General features: G+C 62.2%; 18 protein-coding genes and 1 pseudogene. 7 read left to right on the top strand and 12 right to left on the bottom strand.

All coding sequences use genetic code 11. From position 1 onward, the window contains the following. Window positions 1-173: 173 nt before the first annotated feature. Window positions 174-1,766, top strand: a pseudogene (locus BMYO_RS06985) (phosphotransferase); the annotation flags it as partial. 731 nt (window positions 1,767-2,497) lie between these two features. Further along, the gene (locus BMYO_RS06980; RefSeq protein WP_094667776.1) at window positions 2,498-2,722 is read left to right on the top strand and encodes a DUF3107 domain-containing protein; all 225 of its coding nucleotides are present in this window, start codon (window positions 2,498-2,500) and stop codon (window positions 2,720-2,722) included. 513 nt (window positions 2,723-3,235) lie between these two features. On the opposite strand, the gene BMYO_RS06975 is transcribed toward BMYO_RS06980, so the two are convergent. Continuing rightward, window positions 3,236-4,129, bottom strand: coding sequence for a PHP domain-containing protein (locus BMYO_RS06975; RefSeq protein WP_094667839.1), 894 nt, complete (start codon window positions 4,127-4,129; stop codon window positions 3,236-3,238). Between the two features lie 412 nt (window positions 4,130-4,541). Between BMYO_RS06975 and BMYO_RS06970 the strand changes: the two genes are divergently transcribed. Beyond that, window positions 4,542-5,183 (top strand): vitamin K epoxide reductase family protein, encoded by a 642-nt coding sequence (locus tag BMYO_RS06970; RefSeq protein WP_233428205.1) that lies wholly within the window; start codon window positions 4,542-4,544, stop codon window positions 5,181-5,183. Window positions 5,184-5,740: 557 nt separating this feature from the next. Here BMYO_RS06970 and dapF read toward each other — a convergent pair. After that, window positions 5,741-6,634: a diaminopimelate epimerase gene (gene dapF, locus BMYO_RS06965; RefSeq protein ID WP_094667774.1), complete on the bottom strand. Its 894-nt coding sequence runs from the start codon at window positions 6,632-6,634 to the stop codon at window positions 5,741-5,743. A gap of 58 nt (window positions 6,635-6,692) precedes the next feature. On the opposite strand from dapF, the gene murI reads away from it, so the two are divergent. Both murI and BMYO_RS06955 read left to right on the top strand, forming a co-directional pair. Further along, a complete protein-coding gene (gene murI / locus BMYO_RS06960) occupies window positions 6,693-7,487 on the top strand; it encodes a glutamate racemase (protein ID WP_094667773.1) in 795 nt (264 codons plus the stop codon). Between the two features lie 489 nt (window positions 7,488-7,976). Beyond that, window positions 7,977-8,825, top strand: a complete 849-nt coding sequence (locus BMYO_RS06955; protein ID WP_169834086.1) for a patatin family protein — start codon at window positions 7,977-7,979, stop codon at window positions 8,823-8,825. 78 nt (window positions 8,826-8,903) lie between these two features. Here the strand turns inward: BMYO_RS06955 and BMYO_RS06950 are convergent, their stop codons facing one another. The 8 genes from BMYO_RS06950 to BMYO_RS06915 all read right to left on the bottom strand — a co-directional run bounded on the left by BMYO_RS06950 (window position 8,904) and on the right by BMYO_RS06915 (window position 19,884). After that, window positions 8,904-9,791: an SPFH domain-containing protein gene (locus BMYO_RS06950; protein WP_420807299.1), complete on the bottom strand. Its 888-nt coding sequence runs from the start codon at window positions 9,789-9,791 to the stop codon at window positions 8,904-8,906. A gap of 142 nt (window positions 9,792-9,933) precedes the next feature. Beyond that, window positions 9,934-10,596: an amino acid ABC transporter permease gene (locus BMYO_RS06945; protein WP_094667771.1), complete on the bottom strand. Its 663-nt coding sequence runs from the start codon at window positions 10,594-10,596 to the stop codon at window positions 9,934-9,936. A gap of 211 nt (window positions 10,597-10,807) precedes the next feature. Beyond that, a complete protein-coding gene (locus tag BMYO_RS06940) occupies window positions 10,808-11,668 on the bottom strand; it encodes a transporter substrate-binding domain-containing protein (protein ID WP_094667770.1) in 861 nt (286 codons plus the stop codon). 121 nt (window positions 11,669-11,789) lie between these two features. Further along, window positions 11,790-12,557: an amino acid ABC transporter ATP-binding protein gene (locus BMYO_RS06935; protein ID WP_094667769.1), complete on the bottom strand. Its 768-nt coding sequence runs from the start codon at window positions 12,555-12,557 to the stop codon at window positions 11,790-11,792. Window positions 12,558-12,966: 409 nt separating this feature from the next. Beyond that, entirely contained in the window at window positions 12,967-14,421 is a 1,455-nt protein-coding gene (locus BMYO_RS06930; RefSeq protein WP_094667837.1) for an O-acetylhomoserine aminocarboxypropyltransferase/cysteine synthase family protein, read from the bottom strand. 402 nt (window positions 14,422-14,823) lie between these two features. After that, entirely contained in the window at window positions 14,824-15,189 is a 366-nt protein-coding gene (locus BMYO_RS06925) for a hypothetical protein (protein WP_143249138.1), read from the bottom strand. Window positions 15,190-15,322: 133 nt separating this feature from the next. Beyond that, window positions 15,323-18,373: a SpaA isopeptide-forming pilin-related protein gene (locus BMYO_RS06920; RefSeq protein ID WP_143249137.1), complete on the bottom strand. Its 3,051-nt coding sequence runs from the start codon at window positions 18,371-18,373 to the stop codon at window positions 15,323-15,325. Window positions 18,374-18,471: 98 nt separating this feature from the next. Further along, window positions 18,472-19,884 carry a prealbumin-like fold domain-containing protein gene (locus tag BMYO_RS06915; protein WP_094667766.1) on the bottom strand — a complete coding sequence of 471 codons (1,413 nt, stop codon included), beginning with the start codon at window positions 19,882-19,884 and terminating at the stop codon, window positions 18,472-18,474. Window positions 19,885-20,121: 237 nt separating this feature from the next. Here BMYO_RS06915 and BMYO_RS06910 point away from each other — a divergent pair, with 237 nt between their 5' ends. Both BMYO_RS06910 and BMYO_RS06905 read left to right on the top strand, forming a co-directional pair. Beyond that, window positions 20,122-20,367, top strand: a complete 246-nt coding sequence (locus BMYO_RS06910) for a hypothetical protein (protein ID WP_223851943.1) — start codon at window positions 20,122-20,124, stop codon at window positions 20,365-20,367. Between the two features lie 349 nt (window positions 20,368-20,716). Continuing rightward, entirely contained in the window at window positions 20,717-21,835 is a 1,119-nt protein-coding gene (locus tag BMYO_RS06905) for a helix-turn-helix transcriptional regulator (RefSeq protein ID WP_094667765.1), read from the top strand. A 113-nt stretch (window positions 21,836-21,948) separates the two neighbouring features. Here the strand turns inward: BMYO_RS06905 and BMYO_RS06900 are convergent, their stop codons facing one another. Both BMYO_RS06900 and BMYO_RS06895 read right to left on the bottom strand, forming a co-directional pair. Beyond that, entirely contained in the window at window positions 21,949-22,197 is a 249-nt protein-coding gene (locus tag BMYO_RS06900) for a mycoredoxin (RefSeq protein ID WP_094667764.1), read from the bottom strand. Between the two features lie 280 nt (window positions 22,198-22,477). Then, complete coding sequence (locus tag BMYO_RS06895) at window positions 22,478-23,710, bottom strand: trans-sulfuration enzyme family protein (RefSeq protein ID WP_094667763.1); 1,233 nt, start codon at window positions 23,708-23,710, stop codon at window positions 22,478-22,480. Window positions 23,711-24,023 lie beyond the last annotated feature (313 nt).

Genomic DNA, 24,023 nt, shown 5'->3' with positions numbered 1-24,023 from the left:
CCCGCGTCGGCCGCTATGCCGAACACCGTGACGAACGCCAGCCGAATGCCGTGCCGAATGCCATGGCAAACTCCATGTCGCCCGTCATGACGACCGGTGGAACGACCCATATGCCGTGTTTTCCAGTGTCGCCCGGCCCCGTGGCGCATGTGATGTATTAGTGTTGAAGGGTGATGAAACGTAGCAATTATGTCTTGGCGGCGCTGACTTCGGCCGTCCTGCCGAATCTGGCTGTCGCCGGCGTGCGGGAGAGCACGCAGGCCAGTTCGACCGACGAGGCCAAGGGCATCGACCAAGCGGTGGTGCAGGACGCCTCCGGCAAGCTGTATGACGTCTACGCCACCGACACCAAGGAAGGGCGTACCCGGCTGATCCGCCGCGTCCGGGCGGCGCAGACGCTGGCCGCGGCGCGCGAGCCGGGCGGACTCGGCTTCGACCTGGACAGGGTGATCACCTTCTGCCCGGGCGACGTGGCCAAGCCCGGCCAGACCGCCACAGCGCAGGCGTTCCAGCGCGAGGATGCGGATGCGGCGGCGGCAGCCACCGTCGATACGGGCCGTCCCAGTCCCACCGGAGAGACGACCGTGATGATCGCCGCCCATCGTCAGGGCCAGTCGCGGCCGTTGGACCTGCTCACGCTGGACGACTGCGCCGCCGTGGGCACCGCTCTCGGCTCCATCCACCGGCTCTCCCCCGCGTTCCTGACCGCGGCCAAATATCCCGTGTTCACCACCGGACAGATTCATGCGCAGCTGACCGCATGGATCAAGCGTCTGCGCTCGGCCGGCCATGTTCCTGGCGAAATCACCAACAGCTGGGCCCGCGTCATCGAGACCGACGGCCTGTGGTCGTTCGCCACCTGCACGGTGCATGGCGGGTTCTCGGACGGCGATCTGCTGTTCTCAGGCTCCACCATCACCGCCGTGACCAACTGGCAGGACATGCAGGTCAACGACCCGGCCCGTGACCTCGCTTGGATTTTCGGCAAACTGGACGAGACCCACCGCAATGCCGTGCTTTCCGCATACGGGCGCATGATGGGCTCCCGTCTGGACGATCTCATCATGCTGCGCGCCAACCTGTGGCTACAGATGGAACAGGTGGGCGAATTCATTCAGGCGCTGAACCGCGGCGACAACGATAAGATCATGCAGTTCAAGGCGCAGGTGGAGCGTCTGGCCCATCAGCTGGGCGTCATCAGCCGCGACGCCACGCCAGCGCCCGATGCCAAGGCCGCAGCGGGAGGGGCGGGCGCGTCCGGCAACGGATCGCCTTCCACGATCACCGTGGGCACGCTTCTGCATGATGACCGGCGCCGCGGCACGACACCGGCACGACCCGCATCCGATACCGCAGCCCACGCATCGGGCACCGGCGCGAAGGCGGTCGGTGCCGCCACGGCGGGCACCGCGACGGGCACCACCGACGCCACGCCCGATCCCGATCGTACCGGTTCCGCAGAAATCTCGGCCGCCGGCAACGTCGATGTCACGCCGGAGGTCTCCGGCGCCGCGTCGGACCGTACCGCGGACCATCCGCTGGCAGACAGGCCTCTGGCGGGAACCGGCACCGGCTCGACCGCACCCCAGCGTTCGCAATCCTCGCCGCACTCCTCGGTGACCATCACATTGAAGGAGCTACTGGAGATGGACAAGCGCGTCTCGTCCGGCTCATCTCGAGGAGCCGTGGGTGACGGCGTTGCCGGGACGTCGGCTGATGCGACCAAGGACTCCGTTGCGGCCAACGGCACCGCGACGACGGGCACTGCGTCTCATGGCAATCCCACCGGCGCCGTGGACCGCGCCGCCGGTGGAACCGGTTTCTCCAGCGCGTCCGCCCGGCCCGCCGCGACAGGCGCACGCACCTTCCACGTACCCCGTCCGCTCTTCCCCACCTCTGTGCGCGATGACGACGACACCGGAGAACGATTCGCGCATTCCTCCAACGCCAAGACCACGGTCATCCCGTTGCTCGAGCGCGAGGAACGCGCACTGCGCGACGCCCACGCCGGTTTGGACGGATACGACGCCGACGGCAATCCCGTGAGGGGTACGGCTGAATCCGCTGCCGCACCCGCCGCCGAGTCCGGGGCCGAATCGAGGGCCGATCAGAGCTCCGGGCATGTGACCGCTGCCAATCAGGCAACCGGTCACAGCGACAGTCAGGACAGCAGCTCCGCGAACGAAGGCACGGCAACCGCCGATGGTGCCGATGTGTCCGCCTTCCCTGCGCCGAACGCATCGGAAGGCGCCAAGGAGTCCACAACGGATTCTGCGGCGGATTCCACGCCGAGCGCATAACCATCGCGCCGCCGCTCTCGACGGACGACGCAATGGGACATAATCGATAACAGACCAACCGAACATAGCCGATTGCGGTGGTCATATGGTCACACGGCCACATGACCACCGTCATGCGTCACCTCGCATGACGGCACCGCCGCAACCGGCACATCACATCACCGGCCGAAAACGGACCGGACCAACGAGGAGTATTCATGGATATCGAACTGGGCATTCAGAACGTGGCACGACCGGTGAACTTCAGCACCGAGGATTCCGCGGACAAGGTGAGCGCAGTCATCGCGCAGGCCGTGGAGACCGGCGCCTCCATCGACCTGACCGACGACAAGGGTCGCCGCATCATCGTGCCCGCCAAGGCCCTCGGCTACGCCATCATCGGCTCGGAGACCAAGCACGCCGTCGGTTTCGGCGCCCTCTGATCGTCTTGAGCCCTTATCTTGGGCCCCTATCGCGGACCCAAACCCCTGGCTTGCACCCCAAACCCCTGTCTTGGCCCCCGCAGACCTTCCCCAACTATTTATGTGTCGGTTCTCGACGTTTGCCTGATGGATTTCGACATCTAACTGTCGGACCCCATCGCTTGACTGTCGGGTTTCTACGCTTGACTGTCGGATTTCATACATGTGGTGTACGAGAACCGACAGTCAAGCGTCGAGAACCGTCAGTCAAACTTCGAAATCCGACAGGTAAACGTCGAAATCCGACAGTGATTCGAAAACCGACGGTTATCTGATATGCAATACCGGTTCAACGATGCCGGTTCAATACCATCGATTGAAACATCGGTTGATGATATCTGTTTAACGTCGCCAAACAGGTGCCGTCAAACCCAGCAATGCCGGTTCGGCGGCGGTGCCAACCAGCACCAACCAGCATCGGCCAACATAATCCGACGCGCGCCATCTGGCATAACCCGACGCATCGCGTCGCCATCATCGGTACAGTGGCAGCACACCCCTACGCACGATTTCGGCGACGGTGGCCTCGTCGGTGAGGTTCTCCCCCAGCCGGTTCGGCTTGCCCTTGCCATGCCAATCGGACCCGCCGGTGACCAGCAGATGGCGTCTACGGCAGATGTCAAGCAGCCGTTCGCGCTGTTCGGGCGGATTGCCGCGATGCCATACCTCCAGACCATCCAACCCCTCATCAGCCAACGCCTCGATCTGGGTGTCCGTCATCAGGCGGGGGTTGCGGCTCAAATCACCGGCGTGGGCGATGATGACCACACCCCCGGCCTCCTTGACCGCCGCCACCACCTCATGCGTGGTGGGCGAGGGCGTGGGGATGTAGTACTTGGACGCCGAGTTGACCGCATCAGCGAACGCCTGCGAACGGTTCTCATAGACGCCGGCGCTCACCAGCGCGTCTGCGATATGCGGCCTTCCAATGGTGGTCTTGCCGCCTTCCTTGACCTGATCGAGGACGGACTGCCAGGTAATCGGGTAATCACGGGACAACAGCTCGACCATGCGCTGCGTGCGCCTGAGCCGTGCGGCGCGTGTGGTTTCGAACAGATTCACGATGTGCGCATTGGCCGGGTCGTACTGATAGCCGAGCATATGCACGGACAGATCTTCGTCGGTGGCGGTGATCTCGGTGCCACGCAGCAACGGCAGCCCGACCTGTCGCGCCGCCGCCTCGGCTTCACCCCAGCCGGCGGTGGTGTCATGATCGGAGATGGCGACGCCGCACAGCCTCAGCGCCTTCGACTGCTCGGCAAGCGTGGTCGGCGTTTCCGTACCGTCGGAGAACACGGTGTGGCAGTGGATATCCCACCCGGTCGCAGGCGGCATTGCAGGCATCACGTATCCAGTCATACTCTCCATCGTAACCCGTTTTGCCGCCTTTTCCGTACGCGGGGCCGATGCCGGCTTGCCGCCCGTCGCCTTCGCCTTCGGCGGATAGCGAATCATATGAAGCAATCCGCCGCACATGACAAGCGCAGACGCTAGGCTGGAGCCCAGCACACCGAGGCCCGTCCCCACGGAGCTGGCAGGATGCGCTCACGCCCTACCGGCATGCCGCTTCCCCATCGTGACACCAACGACGTGGAATAATCGGCACCAACGGCAGGCACGAGGCGTATCGACTCCAGGACAAGGCCACGCAACACTGCAGGGGGACACCATGACGAGCACAACACGCATCACATCCGCTTCCACCGACACCGTTGACGACACCGAAAACGCCGGCGACGTCCAGTCCGCCAATACCGGTTTCAGCGAGTCGCAATCCGATATCCTGCTCGACGCGCCGCGATTCACCGGCTGGCGTCATTCCGCCACATGGACGTATCTCATCGCGCTGATCGCCTCGCTCGTGGCGTTGGGCACGTCGTTCATCCTCTCCGCGGAGACGCTGCAATTGGCCCGCAACCCCGGGGCTTCGCTCGGCTGCGATGTGAACGCCGTAATCTCCTGCTCCACCGTCGCGCAGTCCTGGCAGGCGGAAATCGTGAAGTTCGGCGGACTGTCCTATCCGAACGCCTTCTTCGGCATCGCCGCCGAAAGCGTGTTCGTCACCATCGCGGTGATTGGATTGGCCCGTGTGCGTGTGCCGCGCTGGTTCGCCGCCTGCACATGGCTGGGCGGTCTCGCCGCGCTGGCCTACTCGTACTGGCTGAGCACCCAGTCGCTGTTCGTGATCCACGCGCTGTGCCCGTGGTGCCTGACGCTCATGTTCTCGACCACCATCCAATTCATGGCGCTCAGCCACGCCACCGTCGCCGTTCAGGGGCTGCCGTCCGGCAAGGACGGCAAGATTCCGGTTGGATTGTCGAAGTACTACCGTCTCGGCATCGACCTCATGATTGATGTGCTGTGGATCGTGGCCATCGTAGTGCTCATCATCGCCACTGAAGGCGCCGCGCTGTTCGCCTGAGGATCGCCGGTCCGGCTCCTGCCTGAGGCGGCCTCCGCCTGAGCAGCTCCTGCCTGAGACGGCCCCACACGCGGATATAACTGAGTATCCTGCGCCATGAATTCGTTTATTGATTCACTACCCCTTAGACCGCTTCGCGGGCCAGCTCCCCTAACAAGGGGAGCTAAAAATATGGGCTCTGTTAAACCAGAATTGACATATGCTACCCAATCTGGGTTCAGAGTGGGTTGATTTTCCTAGGAAATCAACCTATATGGCCCACCTTGTGTGTCAAAGTTGGTTTAACAGAGCCAAAATATAGTCAACGAATTTTGGCGCGGGATACCAGTGGTCTGTCTCTAGAATAATTGAGAGGTTCAGCTTCTGCCTCTCCCCCAGTCAGCTTCGCTGACAGCCCCTCTCCGAGAGGACCGGCACTACTCAAACAATTGCGAGACAGACCACTAGCAATGACGCACGGCTGTACAGGCCTCAATCGGGAGGATCAAAATGCGGCCCCGCAGCAGCGAGACCGCAAGAACAGCGATAACAATCCCCGATTCGGCCGGACCGGCAGCCTATAGCAGCGTCACCTCGCCGACCAGCGTGGCCGAACCGGTCAGCCGCACGTCATCGGCACTGACATCGACGCGCAGCGTGCCTCCGCGCACGGTGATGTCCCAATGGTCGATGCCGGTCTTGACGCGCAGCACCACGCCGGTGGCGCACAGACCCGTGCCGCACGACAGCGTCTCGCCGCAGCCGCGTTCGTTGACGCGCATCGTCGCCTCGCCCACGCCGGCGTTCTGGTCGATGTCGTCGATGCGCACAAACTCCACGTTCTGGTCCGACTCGATCACCGGGGAGACCACGGGCTTGGTGACGAGGTCCAGATCCTCGACCACCGGCAGCGTGGCGAAGGCATCCTCGATCACCGCCACCACATGCGGATTGCCCATATCCACGAACGTGCCCCGTGCGGAGCCCGGCGTGCCCGGGATGGTGACCTCGTAGGCATCCTCCTCGCCGATGTGCCACGCCCCCATCTCCACTTGGAACACGTTGGCGCCATACGGCTTCATATTGCCCCGCGGCGTAAGCACCTTGACTCCGGCGCGCGTGCCAAGCCGGAACGGTTCGGTCGAGTCGGCGACGCCCTCGTGCTGGGCGAACAGGGTGATTGCGCGCGTGCCGTTGCCGCACATCTCCGCCAAGGAGCCGTCGGCGTTTCGATAGTCCATGAACCATTGCGCCCCATCGGCGTGCATGACGGCCACCTGTTCGCGGCTCAGATCGGAGACATGCTCGGGAGCGGTCAGGCGAATCAGCCCGTCGCCGCCGATGCCGAAATGCCGGTCGCACAGGAATCGAATCTCATCTGGCGTGGGCTCGAATTCACCCGAACGGTCGAGATACACCACGAAATCATTGCCGGTGGCGTGCACCTTGGTCACTTGTTGCGGAAGACTCATGGCTTACAGAGTACTCTGGTAACCGACACTGCGGCGTCAACAACAGGAGGAATCAGACATGAGCTCAACATCGCCGATCGGCGTGTTCGATTCAGGTCTCGGCGGCATTTCGGTGGTTCGTCAGATGGTGAAGGACATGCCGGGCGAGCATGTGCTGTATTTCGGCGATTCCGCCAACGCGCCGTACGGCACCAAGACGCCGGAGCAGGTGCGCGCGCTGAGCTTCGACATCATGGAACACTTTGTGAAACAGGGCGTCAAGGCCGTGGTCATTGCCTGCAACACGGCCACATCGGCTGCGGTGAACGACCTGCGTGAGCGGTATGACATCCCGATCATCGGCATGGAGCCGGCGCTGAAAATCGCCTGCGACCGGGGGGACGTGCCGTCCGACCCGCATCATATCCCGCAGCGCGTGATTGTGGCGGCCACGCCGTTGACGTTGCGCGAGCGCAAATTCGCCAAGCTGATGGACCGGTTCGACTCGGACAATGAGATCTACAAGGAGCCGTGCCCCGATTTGGTGGAGATCGTGGAGTCCGGCCGGCTCGACAACCATGATCTGGTGATGCGCACCCTGCACGGGTATTTCGACCAATACGACCTCGACCGCATCGATTCGGTGGTGCTCGGCTGCACGCATTTCGTGTTCTACCGTGACTATTTCCGCGAGCTGCTCCCCGAACGCGCCGCGATCATCGACGGCAACGAAGGCACGGTGCGTCACCTCGGCGTGGTGCTCGAATCCCTGGGCAAGCTGGCGCCGGAAGACGCCGTCGGCAGCGTGGAGCTCTCCAACTCCGACCCGTCGGCGCGTATAGCCGAGCTGTCGCGCGATTTGCTCGACCGATAGCGTACAGCCCTGTTAAGCCGGAATTGACCGAGATGAATCAGTTCGGATGTCGGTTGGGTTGATTGAAATCAACCCAACCGACTCACCCTCACCCTGTATGTCAAAGTTGGTTCAACAGGCCTGAGGTAACACCCCTAATGTCCCTGAATGGAAGCACACGGCTTCTCCAATGTGCCCTGGCTCCGTGTCCGGGGAATAGTCCTGCTGTATGTGGTGCGTGCCCTGAGCGCGCACACATTTCTCCGCTGCCTCCCGCACTGCGTCCCGTCCCACAACATCTCCCCCCGTCACGTCCCACCGTGTAGGGAATTTCCCACCATGTAGGGATGCAAAAATGAAGAATGGCGGAATTAAGCCGTTTTTCGTTACTACACCGTGGGGGTTTCCCTACACGGTGGGAAAATCCCTACATCATGGGGTGCATTGTCCAGTGCCTTGTCCGGTCGGAGCGCGTAAGCTCTGCCCTATCGGATTGAACAGGGGGTAGTCATGACAGCAAAGTCCGCGATGATTGACGTCGGCGGCGGATTCCGCGCAATTTTCGGCTGCGGCGTGATGGATCGCATGCTGGAGGACGGCATCGACGTGGACATGTGCTACGGCGTCTCCGCCGGCGCGGCCAACATGACCTCGTTCATCGCCCGCCAGCATGGCCGCAACCACACGTTCTACACCAAGTACGCCTTCCGCAAGGAGTATGCGAGCGCGGAAAGCTTCTTCAAGAACCACAACTTCGCCAATCTGGACTACATCTATGGAACGCTGAGCAACCATGACGGCGAGTATCCGGTGGATTTTGAGGCATTCGAGGCCAATCCCACCGGGTTCACGGTGGTTGCCTGCAATGCGGAGGACGGCTCAGCCAAGTACTTCGACAAGTCCCGTATCCGGTACGACGATTTCGACATCGTCAAGGCGTCGTCCGCGGTGCCGGTGGCCTGCGAACCGTACGTCGTGGACGGTGTGCCGTATTTCGACGGCGGCATCGCCGACCCGGTCCCGGTGCAGAAGGCGCTGGACGACGGGTATGAACGTGTGATCCTGATTCTGTCCCGTTTGCGCGACGAGGTCCGCCAGCAGCGCAAGGATCTGGCCCCCGCGCGTATTTTGGAGCGCACGTATCCGGCGGCGGCCGAACGGCTTCGCGAGCGCTACAGGACCTACAACGACGAAATCGAGCTCGCAAAGCAGTACGAGGCCGAGGGACGCGTGCTCATCCTCGCCCCCGAGGAGTTGTACGGCCTCAACACCCTCAAGAAGAACTTCGAGGGCCTCGAGATGATGTACCGCAAGGGCTACGCCGCAGCCGAGGCGATTCCGAAGTTCCTGGGGCGGTAACCGCTAGCAAGCACCAACGACCAATTGACGCCCGATCACGTTCATCATCCCAGTGACCGGGCGTCTACAGTCGCTCCGTCACTTCACATCGGATGCGGTGAGCATGGCCTTGGTGACCTGCTCGTACAGGTCCTGATAGCCGCCGGGCGTGGAGGCGGGCAGCACCACGGTCTTGGCGTTGCCGGACTCGGACAGCGAGCGCATCACGTCAAGGTACTGGTTGAACAGCACCACGTTGTTCACGTCGTTGATGCTCATGCCCACCGCCTGCAGACTCTTGATCTGGTCCACGATACCGTTGGCGATCTCACGGCGGTAGTTGGCCTGGCCTTCACCCTGCAGACGGGTCTTCTCGGCCTCGGCGGCGGCCTGCGTCTCGATCTGGATGCGCTGGGCCTCGGCGCGCTGGCGGGTGGCCTCTTTCTCACGCTGCGCGGCGTTGATGGAGTCCATCGCGTTCTTGACCTGCGGCGAGGGATCGATTGCGGTGATCAGCGTCTTGACCACGGTGAAGCCGAACCGGCTCATCTCATTGCCCACGGTCTTCTGCACGTCGGAGGCCACGTCGTCCTTGCGGGCGAAGGCGTCATCCAGTGTCAGGGCGGGGATGGCGGAGCGCAGCGCGTCCTCCATGTAGCTACGCAGCTGTCCAGCCGGATCGCGCAGCTCGTAGTAGGCGGTGGCCACGTTCTCCGGGTTCACGCGGAACTGCGTGGAGGCCACCACGGTGACGAACACGTTGTCGAGCGTCTTGGTCTCCAACTGCACGTTGAGCTGGTTGACGCGCATGTTGGTCTTCATGGCGATACGATCCACGAGCGGAATGCGCATGTGGATGCCCGCGAACTGCACCTTCTGGAATTTGCCGAATCGCTCTATGATGTACGCCTGCTGCTGCGGCACGACGAAAAACGCCGCACACAGCAACAGGAAGATGACGACCAGCAGAATAATAAGCAATATCATGGTCCCTCCGAACATGGCTGCTATGGATGCCATCGAAAGCCCCCTTCCCAAGGGCCAAGCACGGCCTTCCTTGTGCCGTGTCCTTACGGTATCCATGCTACCAGTGCGCGGCGAGACGGAAGCTACGCGCACCGAAATTCCGCTAGAAATGCGCGTTGAGGCGCTTCTCGCAATAGTTCTGCAACCAGGTGAGCACCGTGCAGAAGAACAGGTAGATCAGGCCTACCTCGATGTACAGCACCAACGGTTCGTAGTAGATGGCCACAATGCGCTGGGCGGACATGAACATCTCCACCACGGTGATGTTCGCGGCCAGTGACGTGTCCTTGACCAGCGCGATGAACGAATTGAACAGTGCCGGGAACGCCGATCGGAACGCCTGTGGCAGAATGATGCGCCGCATGATGGTCACGTACGGCATGTTGGCCGCGAGACCTGCCTCGAGCTGCCCCTTGGGCACCGCCAGAATCGCGCCGCGCAATGTTTCGGAGGCGTAGGCGCCCACGTTGAGCGAGAACGCGATCACGGCGGACGGGAGAGCCGGAATCGTGATGCCCACCGACGGCAGGCCGAAGAAGATGACGAACAGCTGCACCAGCAATGGCGTGCCGCGGAACACCCATACGTAGAACCATGCGATCTGCGAGGCCACCGGCACCTTGGCCACCCGGATGAGCGCCACCACAATCGCCAGCACCAGACCGAAGGTGAAGGAGATCAGGGTCAACGGTATGGTCACCGTCAAGCCCGGAATGAGTAGCTTGGTGAAGGAATCCGTGACGATTCCCCATACTCGCGCGTCCATGTACCCGTCCTTTATCCCTTATGGCTTATGGCCGATGTGCTGATGACTGATGACTGATGTATATCACGCTGCCGATGCGCCGCGATGGGCGGACAACAGTGCGGCGGCGGTCCGGCGGCCGCCAATGGTTCGCGAGCGACCATCCATCGATGGTCGTCGTCTCCACGGCAAACCGCCGGACCGCCGGACCGCCCGTCCGGGACGCCGAAAATCACTCCTGCGAGAAGTCCTCGCCGAAGTACTTTTCGGAGATCTTGGTGAGCGTGCCGTCCTGCTGCAGCTTGGCGATGGCGTCGTTGACGGCCTTGACCAGATCGTCACTGCCCTTGCGGAACGGCAGCTGCGCGGCCGGGGTCTTCTCGGACTTGGCGGCGATCTTGATGTTCGCGTCCGGCTTCTGCTTGAGGTAGTCGAGCACGGCGAGGCCGTCGTTAAGCGTCACGTCCGCGCGGCCGGACTGCAGGGCCTCCACGGCCTGGCCGAAGTCATTGACCTGCACAATGGTGGCGCCCTTCTCCTGGGCGGTTTTGTTCCAGTTGGAGGTACCGGTCTCGGCGGCCTGCAGACCCTTGACGTCGTCGAACGACTTGACGCCCTTCGGGTTGTCCTTGGTGGTCACGACCACGCCGTAGGAGTAGGTGTACGGTTCGGTGAAGTCGTACTTGGCCTTGCGCTCGTCGGTGGCGCTGATCTGGTCGGCGACCGTGTCGTATTTCTTGGCGTCCACGCCGGCGAGCAGCGAATCGAAGCTGCCTTCGGCGAATTCGGCCTTGACACCCACCTCCTTGGCGATGGCCTTGGCCACTTCCACGTCGTATCCGGTCAGCTCGTTGGTCTTGGAATCATGGTAGCTGAACGGCGCGTAGGTGCCTTCGGTGGCGAACACGATCTTGCCTGCGGACTTGACCTGCTCCAATGCGCTGGCGCTGGAGGACGCATCGGACTTGGCATCGCTAGACTCACCGGCGTTGGCAGAACCGCAGGCGGCCAGCGAGAACAGCACGGCCACACCGGACAGCAGGGCCACGGCCTTGCGCAGCACGCCGCGCGACTTGGATAGATTGTTGGACATGACAAACCCCTCTCTTGAATATGTCATTTATCTCTGGTTTATTGTTCACTCGATGATTTCGGCGGATTGTTGGCGAGCCCCATCAGGATTGCGTCGGGGCCGCATAACAGCCGCATCAGGTTCAGCGTGGTGCGTCGCCCGCCGGAATCATGAGCACGTTGTTGGTCGAGGACAGGAACTCCCGTGTGCGGTCCTGCCGCGGATGCTCGAAGATCTGCTTCGGGTCGCCCTGTTCGATGATGTGGCCGCCCTCGATGAACACCACACGATTCGACGCCTCGTAGGCGAACCGCATCTCGTGGGTGACCATGAGCATGGTCATGCCGTCGCGCCCGAGCTGCTTGATGACCTCCAGCACGCCGGTCACCATCTCCGGGTCCAGCGCCGAGGTGGGCTCGTCAAGCACGAGCAGTTCGGGGCTCAGGGCCACAGCGCGGGCGATGCCCACACGCTGCTGCTGTCCGCCGGACAGGGTGCTCGGGTATCGGTCGGCGAAATCCGCGAGTCCAACGCGGTCAAGCTGTTTGGCGGCGACCTTGCGGGCTGCGGCAGGCTTGACCCCCTTGGCGTAGATCAGCGGTTCCGCCACGTTCTGCAACGCGGTTTTGTTGAGGAACAGGTTGTAGTTCTGGAACACGAATCCGATGCGGGAGCGCACCTTGCGGATGTCCGACGATCTGGTGGTGGTCAGGTCGACCGGACCATCGCCGAAGTCCACGGTGCCGGCGTCCGCGCGCTCGAGGAAATCCAGGATGCGCAGCAAGGTGGATTTGCCGGAACCGGACGGTCCAATCACCGTGACCACGTTGCGACGCGGGATGTCGAGATCGAGCCCGTCCAACACCTTGGTGTCGCCGAAGCTTTTGCTCACGCCTCTGATCTCGATCATCGGTTTCCTCTCGTATCGTCGTCTGAGTCATATGCGCCATATGCCATATGGATGCCATAGGAAAGAGCGCCCGCCCATGTCGGACGTAGCGACCTTACCGGCACCCCGAGAACCGGTTCCGCGACTGTTCTCCAGCAGCGAATCCGCAGTAGCGGCGCCGCGGCGAACCCGCAGTGGCAAATCGTTGCGAATCGTTTCCCTTCCACCGGTCGATTTCCACCTTAGCCAAGGGCTGCCAGTCCCGGCCCGGCGTTGCTATACGCGTTGTCTATGGAGGGTTATTCGGTGGCGTCTCCTCATCGGGCGCATGCTTGCGAACACGGACGCATAGCATGGACACACTGCGCGGACCCATGGCACGAACGCGCGGGAACACGGATGGCGGAATATGGTGACGGACGTCGGCAGGTCAGGCTCGGTACGCGCCCGCGATGGCCTGATCGAGGTCGGCGATGAGGTCGTCCGCGTCCTCCAGCCCGATGGATAGACGGATGAGGTTGTCGCTCACACCGGCCGCGATCCGGGCGTCCGCCGGCACCTCACGATGGGTGATGTGCGCGGGGTCGACGATCAGCGATCGCGCGTCGCCGATGTTCGGCACGTACGAGAACAGCCGTGTCCCGTCGATGATACGGCGCACGTTGTCGGCGCTGCCGTCCACCAGGAAGGAGAGGATCTGTCCCACGCCGCGCGGGAAGTACTTCGGCACCAGATCGTATTGCGGTGTGTAGCCGAGACCGGAATAGTTGACTTTGATCACATGCGCGGCGTGGGTCAGATGTTCGGCGATGCGATGCGCGGAGGCGACCTGCTGGCTGACGCGCTGCGGCAGCGTCTCCAATCCCACAAGGGACAGGTAGGCGTTGAACGGGCTGGCCACCGCGCCGAACGTGCGCAGGTACTTGATGCGAATGCGCTTGATGAACGCGGCGTTGCCGAACTTCTCCGCGAAACTGTGCCATTCGCCTGCCCGGTCGTCGCTGATGACCTGTTGACGCGCGGTGAACTGCGGGAATCGGCCGTTGGCCCAGTCGAAATGGCCGCCGTCAATCACCGCGCCGCCGATGGCGTTGCCATGGCCGGTGATGCCCTTGGTGGTGGAGTGGACGACGATGTCCGCGCCGAACCTGATGGGATTGAGCAGGTACGGCGTGGGTACGGTGTTGTCCACGATGAGTGCGACGCCGTGCCTATGGGCGAGCGCTGCGAGCGGCTCGATGTCCAGGATCTCGGTGGACGGGTTGGACACGGTTTCGGCGAAGATCGCGCGGGTGTCGGGGCCTATTTTCGACTCGACCTCGTTGAGATCGTTGATGTCCTTCACGAAATCGGTGTGGATGCCGAACTGCGGCAAGAAGTCGCCGAGCGCGTCCACGCTGGCGCCGTAGAGGTCGCTGGGGGCTATGATGCGACCGCCGCCCTCCCCCGCGCACATGAGCGCATAACTGACGGCCGCCATGCCGGAGCCGACCGCCACCGCGCCGATGCCGCCTTCGAGCGCGGCCAGTCGCTTCTCCAACGCGTCAACCGTGGGATTGGCCACGCGCGAGTATTCGAAGCCATCGAGGTTGCCCGCGGCCAGCGCGTCGCCACGCACCGCATCGCCCAGATCGAAGGCCGCCGAGGCGTAGATGGGTGGCACGGCCGCGTAGCCGTGGTCGAGGGGATCATAGCCCGCATGGATGGCCCGCGTCGCGAACGCGCCGGTCACGGCACCGGGTGCAGACTCGGCTGCAGCACCGGTCGCACACACGGAATCGTCTGCGGAATTCACCGTGCCGGCACCCGTCGCATCAAATCCCGCCGAACCGGAACCCGTCGAACCGGAACCCGCCTTGTCGAAATCCGCATTGCTGGAACCCATATGACCCACCACCATCTTTCCGTTTCCACGCCATGATGCATTCCACACCCTCGGCGCACGACAACATATGCATCCGAACTTAGCAAGCAGCAGCCCGCCGAAACGTCGTGCCGATATCACGATTCGCCATGCCGTCCTATAAACGTGGGTTATGTGGGCGTTATTGATGCGATTATGGGCATACTCGAGATGGGAAGGAGAGTGGGATGAACAGGCTGATTACGTGCAACTTCGCCAACGTCCAAACTCCACGATGCAACCGCCCGAATCTATCCGGTCCCTCGCCTGATTACACTGCACGCATAATCCGTATGGGACCCTGACCTCGTGAGACAACGAAAACGGCTCTGGACGCGATGGATTCCTCCAATCATGTCCAGAGCCGTGCCCGTCAGCTTACCCCTACCGTCGCTCCGCACGCGCGAGCCGTTGTTCCAATTCGGCGACCTGAGCGGTGAGCGCGTCAATCAGCCGGGCCTGGGCCGAGATGACCGCGTCACGCGGATCAACGGACGGCAGGTCGGCCTCACCGTCCGACCTTTTCGGCTCCCCGTGCGCGACGGGGCGACCCGCGGCCCGGGCGGGCACGCCGGCCGCCTTGCGCCATCGGGCGAACGCGCGACCAATCCGCTTCGCGCCGATCAGCTCCGGGTCGAGCCCGGCCTCACGGAACAAATCGGTCGGCAGCTCACCCGCCGCATACCGCGCCATGCACCGTTCACGGAACCCGTCCGTATACACGATGCGCCGCCCGTCACAGGTCGCCACCGCAGGCAACGCATTCAGATACGCAGTCTGCTCGGGCGTGAACCGGCGCCCGACCGCCCCGATAGGACGACCGGAACCAGCCGGGACACCGCCGCCGGAAGCGGCTGCGCCCGCGGCGATATTGTGCCTGTCGTCAGCGGACACCCGCTCGCCTCCGCAACCGGTCCGCCACCACGGCCACGCCACCGGCCAGAATCGCCAGCACACCACCCGTCACAGACCAATACAACGCCGACCGGCCACCCGTCAGAGGCAGCGCCGTCAGAATCTTCGCGTTGACGATCTTGTTTTCATCGTTCGCACCGCTGATGATCACGGTCTCTTCCTTGTCGGTCGAAATAGTGAACGTGTACGATGCGGTGGACTGCATGTACCCGTCGGGGGCGGCCGTCTCGGTCAGCGTGTACGAACCAGCCTTGAGGGCCTTCAACCTGAAAGCACCGGCGTCCGGATCGAGGTCGTGACCCCTGCAGGCCGTTTCCTTGCCGTCCTTGTCGGGAGCGCAGTCAGTGATCTTGTCATACACAGTCTCGTCCGAGCCGTCGTCCTTGGTTCGGGTCAGCTTCCACGTGCTGCCGGCAAGTGGTGTATTGGTGGCATCGGAGCCGACCTTCGTCCACCTCACCTCGGTTGCGGTGTTCGGGATGTTCGCGGACTGGCCATCGCCCCACTTGACCTCCAGACCGTCCGTGCCGGACGTGACGGTGAACGTATGCTCGGCTGCATTGCCTGTCGGCTGCAGGTAGCCTTCCGGAGCCTTGGTCTCAACGAGCTTGTAGGTACCGTTCGTGAACGTGCTGTCGAGCTTGACGGAGAACTTGCCCGACGTGGGGTTCATATCCTTCTTTCCGTCACAGCCTTGGACAGTGCAGTCCTGGATGTTCCCGTAGCCCTTCACGGGTTTGTCGTCCGCGTCTAGGATCTTCCATTCGGAATCGCCGAGGGGGGTTCCCGCGTTTTCGGAGTCGGTCTTCTCCCAGTCAAGTTCGCCGCTCTTCGGACTGTTCGGCACATTAGACCCATCGACCACGTCGCCGGCCGTCCCATCGTCCTTGAAGACGTGCAACTCCGGGATCGTGGGCAGCTTGCCCGGCGTGGTGGCGATGATAGTGAAGGTGTATATCGTACCTGACAGGTTGTATCCGGACGGTGCCTCCGTCTCCTCCAACGTGTATGTGCCGGGCGCGAGGTTATCCAGACTCATGGACCCCATCGCCAGATTGTTGTCGTGCGAATCGTTGTCCTTGATCCGCACATACCACTTGTTCGGGTCGTTCTCGGGGTCCGTGGTTTCGGGGTTGTCGTGTCCCCAGCAGTCGGCCTTGGTATCGTCCGCCTGGCAGTCGGAAGGTCGCATATCCATATCGAAGTACGGGGTCAGGCCGGTGGTCTCGTCGAACTTGCCGTCCTCACGCTTGGTCAGACTGGTGGCAGTCAGCAGCCATGTGGAGGCAGTAGCCACCGGCTTCGTCGTGTCGGTGCCGATCTTGTTCCATTCCATCGAATACGGGGAGTCGAACACGACCACGCCGTTGGATCCGAACGCGCCGCCCGAAAGACGCGCGCTGTTGCCCTTGAACGTAAGCTGCGCGCGGTCACGCGCCTCCTGCCGAATCGTCTCGTTCTTGGCCGCATCCGTGTCGCCCTTGACGTTGGCCTTAAGGGCCAGTCCGGTGGTGATCGTGTCAGGGCCGCTTCCGTTCTGGGCGATGGTCAGTGTGGCGGGCTTCCTGACCTCGACGTCCGAATGAGTCTTGCTGGAGGCGAGGACGGCCCTGATATTTTGCCTGCTGGACAGGTACGGCAGCCAGGAGTCGTAGTAGCCGGACGATTCCTTCAAGGGCGTCCCGTCCCACGTCCATTCAACCGCCGGGTTGGCTCGGTCGGTGAACCAAGTATCCAGCAACTGGAACTGGTTGACGTAATTCTTGTGGTAATTCGTGTTCTTGAAATCCGGGTTCATGATCGCCAAATCCGAGCCGGCGTACGTCCTGTCCGCCCCACTGTCGTCGGGAATCGTCCCCTTGTTTTCGGAGTTGGCATCGTAATCGGGATTCACGGTGTTGTCGAACAGGGCGATGTTACCCCCCTTGGACGCGGCCGAGTTGCCGGACGGGCAGAACCACAGGCCACCTCCGAAATGACCGGCATTGTTCTGTTCGGCAACCGCCTTGCCCACATACGTGGTCGTGAACTCCTCCGTGTAAATCGCACCACCTAGATAACCGGACACATTACCCGTGTACTCGCCACCCGTGATAGTCGCCGAAGATGGCGACTTTTCTGTACCGTTGAGGAACACGGCACCACCCGCGCCACCCCGGAGAATACCATCTTCAGCAAAGTTGCGACCCGTCGGGTCGGCCACTGTGGCCCAGTTGTTCGTGAACTTGGGTATGCTCCCGTCACGGCCGTTACGGATGGTGAGCGAGCCCTGCGCCCAGATGGCACCGCCACCCGAGTTGAAGTGGGAATGGGTGGCACCGTTGTGATCGAACTCGCCACCGCTGACGACCAATGTGCCAATCGAATGGATGACACCACCACCACCCTTAGAGTTGAGGCACACGGTCGCGGCCGTCGCCTCCGAACAGCCTTTCGGGGACGCGACGTTGTTCCGGAACGTGCCGCCGGAAATCATGGTCGAACCGGAATTCTGAAGGATGACACCACCGTTACCCTCGGTGGAGTTCGAATCGAACGTACCGCCGGTGATGTTCAGTACGCCCGTGTTATTGACCAACGCCCCACCATCCGTGGTGTGGATATTCGAGTAGGTTCCCGACGCAATGGTCAGCGAACCACCGGGTGCCACATAGAATACGGATCCGCCGCGCTTCACCTGCGTACCACCAGACGCCAGACCAGTAAGGCCCGCACCGTTCACCACAGCAGCGAGAGTGATATCCGCCCCCGTAGCGATCACCGGAGCCTCATATCCAATAGTAGCGTCACCCGGCACCACAATCATCGCCGTCAGGTTCACTGTCACAGCACCGGTCTTCTCGTCGATGCACGCCTTCAACGCATCCCAATCACCCGCCTGACAGACTGACGCATCCGCTGCGGGTGCCGACGCCGGCTCGTCAGCGTACGCGACCGGCACCACACCGCCGGCTAGCAGCACCGCGGCAGCCGCTGTCATGGCGGCGATCCTCGAACCCATTCCGGTCATCTTCCCCATGTTTCCTTCCACGGATACGGGCGTGCGCGCCGCCGGGACGAATCACATCCCGACGGCGCGCGGTGCCAATCATATTCACCCGATGAGGGGTTCAATCCTCAGCGCAGATCCCGCTTCACCGCACGCGACCGCACAAACGTCACACCCGCACCACCGGCCAACAACACCGCAACCACCACGAACAGGGCCACGCCCGTGCCGCCGGTCAAAGGCAGGGACGGCTTGTTCGGGATGTTCTCCACCTTCACGTCGGCCTCGAACGCCGGATCCTGATCCTCGCTCGTACCGGTCACGTACTTTGCGAACTCGGTGCCGGGGGCGGCTTCGTACGTGGTGGTGCCGTCTTCTGCCACGGTGATGGTCACGTCGAACGTGACGCCAATGTTCTGGTAGCCGGACGGTGCGAGGACCTCCACGATCCGGTAGTCGAACGTGCCGATGGGCAGGTTGTCGAACTTGACGATGCCGTTGTCATCCGACGTCACGCGGGTCACGCCCGGGTCGGTGGCCTTGTCCTTGCCGAACGTCCACGCGGTACCCTCCAGAGTGCCGAACTTGTAAGAGCCGTCTTGCTGCTTCTGTGCGATGACGAACTTGGCGCCGGCCAAAGACTTGCCGTCCCTACCGGTCTTGGTGAACTGGAAGGAGCCGGTCGGCACCTTCTCGCTGCCGCTCTTGACGTTCACGACACCGTCCGCATTGGAAATCGGAGTGCAGGAACCGTCCGTGGGCTGGGAGAGCTTCGTGCCGATGAGGATGGTCGGGCTGGCCTGGTACTTGACGCCGTTGACCGTCCTCGTGCCACTGGTGTCATACACCAGATACATGCCGGGCTTGTCCACGCTGAACTCCAAGGTCTTGGTCGGACCGATCTCGTTAACCAGGCCTCCCGTCTGCGGATGGGGGTCGTTGATCTTCGCATCCGCCCTGGCGACGTACTCGGGGATGGTGACCGTGTTCTCACCCGTCTTGTCGGGGTCGAACTTGACCTGCGAGTCGATGGCGTCAACGAAATGACGCACCTCGCTGAGCCCGTTGACCGGGTCGCTCAACAGATGCTCGGACACCCACTGCATCGGATCCTCATGATCGAAGCCCTGATTGTATTCGAATCCCTTGCCGAACGTGTCGGCATTCTGCTTCAAGGCCCATGCGGCGATGTACCACTTGGTCAGACCCTGCAGATCGTTGTCCGAGTCATTGTCCGCCTCGCCGAGCACCGGGCTGGTCCAGTCGTTCAGACGAGTCTCCAGACCGGCGTACGTGCCGTCCGCGTTAGTCTTGTAGTCCGCAAGCTTGACAAGCTTATACGCACGCAGCGTATTGCCATCGACCCTGAACTGATCGGCATTCTCCGCGGTAAGGGTGATGGTCGTACCATCCGGCTTGGCCGTGCAGGTCGGCACCGGGTCCACTGCCTGCGCCGTCCCTCCGATCACGAGCATGCCGGCCAGCGCGGTGGCGGTGGCGGCGATGGCCGCCAGAGTACGTGTGATTGTCCTCGGATTCATATCCGACATCCTTCTTCCAGTCTGTGAGCGCTCACAATCGAGCACATACGAACCCCATGGTCCGACCAAGGCGGCGTCACAAACCACATCAGCCCCTACTCACAAACTCATTAGTACCCCCCCCGATGCCTTCCGTCAAACGGGGCACGCCGGTGCTGGAGACTTTTCCACCAGCTGACACAACCTCGAACGGGTTCGTCCCCGTCATCCTCATTTTCCACATCAGTCGATGGACTATTGCCACTGTGCCTGGATATCGCGCATGTGGCGGCGTTGGACGAAACCGTAATCCTGTGCGGACTGTCATATGGGTTCACAGATACGGAAGACTCCTTCGTGGTGGCCATCGCCGAGAAAGAACACGCTGACGCCATCATCACCAACAATGTCAAGGACTTCGCCCTGTCGCCGGTGGAGGCCGTCACCCCTGCGGAATATCTGGTCCGCAAGAATCAGCGCTCCGCATCATCAATGACTGCATGACCGTGCTGTCGCCCCCAGTCGGCTCCGCCGACAGCCTTTCACCGACACCTCTTCATCAGAGGGGCCATGCTCGCTCAAAGACTCCGTCTCGGCCGGATAACGCCTCATGCATCAGAGTGCCGCGAAGCCCCATAATCCTTGGAATTACGCGGATGCAACCGGTGGTTGCATGCGGTTGCGGGAGGTTTTCGGGTTGCTTTTGGGCGTGGCAACCTGAAGATGGTGGCGTGGCAGGCCGTACCATGCCATAGTGAGGGCATCGTATCGGATGCATTGCCGGATACGGCGATCGCAACGATGGGTCTAGCACGATGAACCCGGCACACGGGACGGGAAGAAGGGGAACACCATGAGTTTTCGCACCAATCTGCAATACCTGCGTTCGCAGCGCAACATGACACAGGAGCAGCTGGCCATGTTGCTCGGCGTCTCGCGGCAGGCGATCTCGAAATGGGAATCGGACAAAGCCTATCCCGAAATGGACAAGCTGCTGGCGATCTGCGACCTGTTCGGTTGCACGCTCGACGATTTGGTGCTTGGGGATGTGAGCCACCCGGCATCCGGTCTCGCGAACGCCCGACAATCGGCGGGCGCGCCGGCGTCGGCCGAGATCCCGGCGAATGCCTCCGCCGTCACACCTGCCGCCACCCCTCTCACCACATCCGCCACTTCCCCAGCCGGTACGGCATCGCCGGTCAAGACGCCCGCCGCCCTGCCCCGCGATTTGACCGGCTATGATGCGCACCGGCGCATGTTCGCCACGCTGATCGCCTCCGGGGTCACAGTAATCGTGGCGTCGGTGGGCGTCGCCAACCTGTTCGATGAGGAGAACTCGATCATCGGCGTCAGCCCGCTCAACGACTTTTTGACGTTCCTGTGCATCTGCGTAGGCGTAATCATCGGTCTGGCGCTGCTCATCCCGGGCAGCATGTCACACACCGCGTTCAAACGGGCGCACCCGTATGTGGAGGATTTCTATACCGAGAACGACCGACGACGGGAGATGCGTACGCTGGCGATAAGCGTCGTGGTGGGCGTCGCCGCGATTCTCATCGGCATCGCCGTCGTGGTGTATGCGGGCGATGTGATGGAGGTCGATGCCGGATGGCCGAATGCCGTCATGCTGCTGTTGTGCGCGGCCGGCATCTTCGGATTCGTCTATGGCGGGATGCGATACGGCCTGCTGAACATCGACCGGTACAACAGCAGAAACGAAGCCGATCGCAAAGTACCCGCCGGCGAACAGGATTCCACGGCCAAGCTGACCGGTGCGGTGAACGGTATCATCATGTTGGCCGTCACCGTGATCGCCCTGATTGTGTTGTTCCTCAGCCTTGCGATGGACTGGCAAGCAGGCAGGCGGTTCTTCTGGATTCCGTGGCCAATCGGCGGCATCCTGTGCGCCATCGCCTCCATCGTCATCGCGCTGCTCCGGGATTACCGAAGCTCGGGGAACGATAGGCACTAGGCAACACATATTTGCAGACAGCACAGCGGCGGGTGGCCGACGGGGACGTGATGCGTTCCCCGTCGGCCACCCGCCGTCATATGGTCCTATGCCGTCCGTTGCAGTACGAGCCGTCAGCTCAGCAGACCCAGCTCCTTGAGCTTGTTCTTGATGTCAAGCGCGGACGGCTCGACCTGGAAACTACCGTCGCCGTACTGCACGACCGGGATGTGCTGCTGGCCGCTGATCGCCACGGCACGGTCGGCCGCGCCCTCCTCCTGCTCGATGTCGTGCCAGACGAAGGCGGCGCCGAAATCGTTGAGGGCGTCCTTCGCACGCTTGCAGTCGCCGCACCAGGTGGCTCCGTATACGTCAATCGCCATGTCATATCTCCTTGTTCGTGTTGTTGGTCACGCGCTTTATATCACGTTTATCACGTTGTGTTGCCTGTGTCCGGCTCGACCTGTCACTGCACCACAGTCCATGCTCGTCCACAGCATCTGTCGAACTGCCATCGCTCCCCTACCGTACCGGACATCGCACGAATCGGCGTCGATGTTCGGCCATAGAGAAACCGGCGCCTGACAAATGGACGCCGGTTTCACCAGGAGTAGGAAGGAGTAAGAAGCAGTAACACAAGCAAATAGACGAGCGAATATCAGATCAGGCGAACACCCCCGAAGTCAGCTGGCTGAACACGTCGGACTCGGCATGACGTTCAATGTAACGCTCATAGGCGATTTCGAAGGCTTGCCCCAAATCCTCGATGAGGTCCACGGCGTCTTCGATGCCGAGCGACAGACGAACCAACTCGTCGGTGATACCGACCTTGAGACGCTCCTCGCGCGGCAACTCGAAATGGGTCATGCGGCACGGCAACTCAGCCAAGGATTCGACCGCGCCCAGCGAAACCGCCAGGCGGAAGACATGCAGGTTGTTGAGCACATCGGCCGGATCGACACCGGGCACCACCTCGAAGCTCAGCACGCCGCCGGCACCCTTCAAGCCCTTGGCGGACAGTCGCTGGTCACCGGCACCCGGCAGGCCCGGGTAATGCACCGCCTTGACCAGAGGGTGAGCCAGCAGATAGCGGGCTACAGCGAGCGCGTTCTCCTGCTGACGGTCCATGCGCAGGGCCAGCGTCTGGATGCCACGACGCACCGCGTCGCACTCGGCCGGAGCCAGTATGCCGCCCAACCGGTTCTGGGCGAAGTAGATGCGATTGGCCAGATCCTCACCGGAAGCGACCACCAGACCGGCATTCACGTCGGAATGACCGGCCAGATACTTGGTGGCGGAATGGATGACCACGTCCGCACCGAGGGAGAGCGGCTGCTGCAGGTACGGGGTCACGAACGTATTGTCCACGATGGTGAGGGCTCCGAATCGGCGGGCCACAGTGGAGATGCCGCGCACGTCGTTGACTTTGAGCAGCGGGTTGGTGATGGTCTCGAAGTAGACGGCCTGAGCGGGTTCAATTCCCTGCTCGGGGTCGCCCTGCACGGCCGCGGTCAGCGCCTCAAGATCTTGCGTGTCGACGGACTGCACCTTGAGACCCCAGCGGGTGAAGAACTCGTTGAGCTGCGAATAGGAGCCGCCGTAGATGTTGTCGCCCACCACGATGCGGTCGCCGGGCTTGAAGATGCTCAGCACCGCGTGAATCGCGGCGAGTCCGGAGGCGAACGCGAATCCGCGCGTGCCCTGCTCGAGCTGCGCGATCTGACGCTCCAAGAAGTCACGGGTGGGATTGCCGCTTCGGGCGTAGTCGTAGCGGGGCATCGCATCGACCCTCTCGAAGGCATATGTCGTTGAGTTGTAGATCGGCGGGTTCACGGCTCCGGTGTTGTTGTCTCCAACCGGCAGTCCGTGGACAAGCTGAGTGTTGAACCTGGTCATTGCGCACCCCCTTTTTGGTGTCTTTGCGGCGCCGTTTCCGGCGTTCCGTTGGTGTTATTCGCATTGTTTGCGTTATCCGTGCCGCCGCCGTCGTTTCGTCGACCGGCAGCCCGCGTGCAGACTGCGTGCGGGAATCGTTCCCGCGCGGCACGATTACGACGATAACGCGCCGAGGCTGCGATGTCACCGGCGTGGCTATAGGGGTTTTTTATGGGGTGTTACATGCGGGCCGTCGCATGGCCAGACTTCGTGTGATCAGACTTCACCAGCATCCCCCTCATCAGAGGGAGCCAATAGGAACGGGACTGTTTGG

The sequence above is a fragment of the Bifidobacterium myosotis genome, from assembly GCF_002259745.1.
Lineage (GTDB): Bacteria > Actinomycetota > Actinomycetes > Actinomycetales > Bifidobacteriaceae > Bifidobacterium > Bifidobacterium myosotis.
This window is presented reverse-complemented; position numbering and strand designations above follow the sequence as displayed.

Bases quoted from the DNA above. Each gene is read 5' to 3' on its own strand.
- BMYO_RS06945 (WP_094667771.1), bottom strand. From the start codon at position 10,596: ATGGACGCGCGAGTATGGGGAATCGTCACGGATTCCTTCACCAAGCTA.
- BMYO_RS06915 (WP_094667766.1), bottom strand. From the start codon at position 19,884: ATGAATCCGAGGACAATCACACGTACTCTGGCGGCCATCGCCGCCACC.
- BMYO_RS06895 (WP_094667763.1), bottom strand. From the start codon at position 23,710: ATGACCAGGTTCAACACTCAGCTTGTCCACGGACTGCCGGTTGGAGAC.
- BMYO_RS06930 (WP_094667837.1), bottom strand. From the start codon at position 14,421: ATGGGTTCCAGCAATGCGGATTTCGACAAGGCGGGTTCCGGTTCGACG.
- BMYO_RS06955 (WP_169834086.1), top strand. From the start codon at position 7,977: ATGACAGCAAAGTCCGCGATGATTGACGTCGGCGGCGGATTCCGCGCA.
- BMYO_RS06950 (WP_420807299.1), bottom strand. From the start codon at position 9,791: ATGATATTGCTTATTATTCTGCTGGTCGTCATCTTCCTGTTGCTGTGT.
- BMYO_RS06975 (WP_094667839.1), bottom strand. From the start codon at position 4,129: ATGGAGAGTATGACTGGATACGTGATGCCTGCAATGCCGCCTGCGACC.
- BMYO_RS06980 (WP_094667776.1), top strand. From the start codon at position 2,498: ATGGATATCGAACTGGGCATTCAGAACGTGGCACGACCGGTGAACTTC.
- dapF (WP_094667774.1), bottom strand. From the start codon at position 6,634: ATGAGTCTTCCGCAACAAGTGACCAAGGTGCACGCCACCGGCAATGAT.
- BMYO_RS06920 (WP_143249137.1), bottom strand. From the start codon at position 18,373: ATGGGGAAGATGACCGGAATGGGTTCGAGGATCGCCGCCATGACAGCG.
- BMYO_RS06940 (WP_094667770.1), bottom strand. From the start codon at position 11,668: ATGTCCAACAATCTATCCAAGTCGCGCGGCGTGCTGCGCAAGGCCGTG.
- BMYO_RS06900 (WP_094667764.1), bottom strand. From the start codon at position 22,197: ATGGCGATTGACGTATACGGAGCCACCTGGTGCGGCGACTGCAAGCGT.
- murI (WP_094667773.1), top strand. From the start codon at position 6,693: ATGAGCTCAACATCGCCGATCGGCGTGTTCGATTCAGGTCTCGGCGGC.
- BMYO_RS06905 (WP_094667765.1), top strand. From the start codon at position 20,717: ATGAGTTTTCGCACCAATCTGCAATACCTGCGTTCGCAGCGCAACATG.
- BMYO_RS06935 (WP_094667769.1), bottom strand. From the start codon at position 12,557: ATGATCGAGATCAGAGGCGTGAGCAAAAGCTTCGGCGACACCAAGGTG.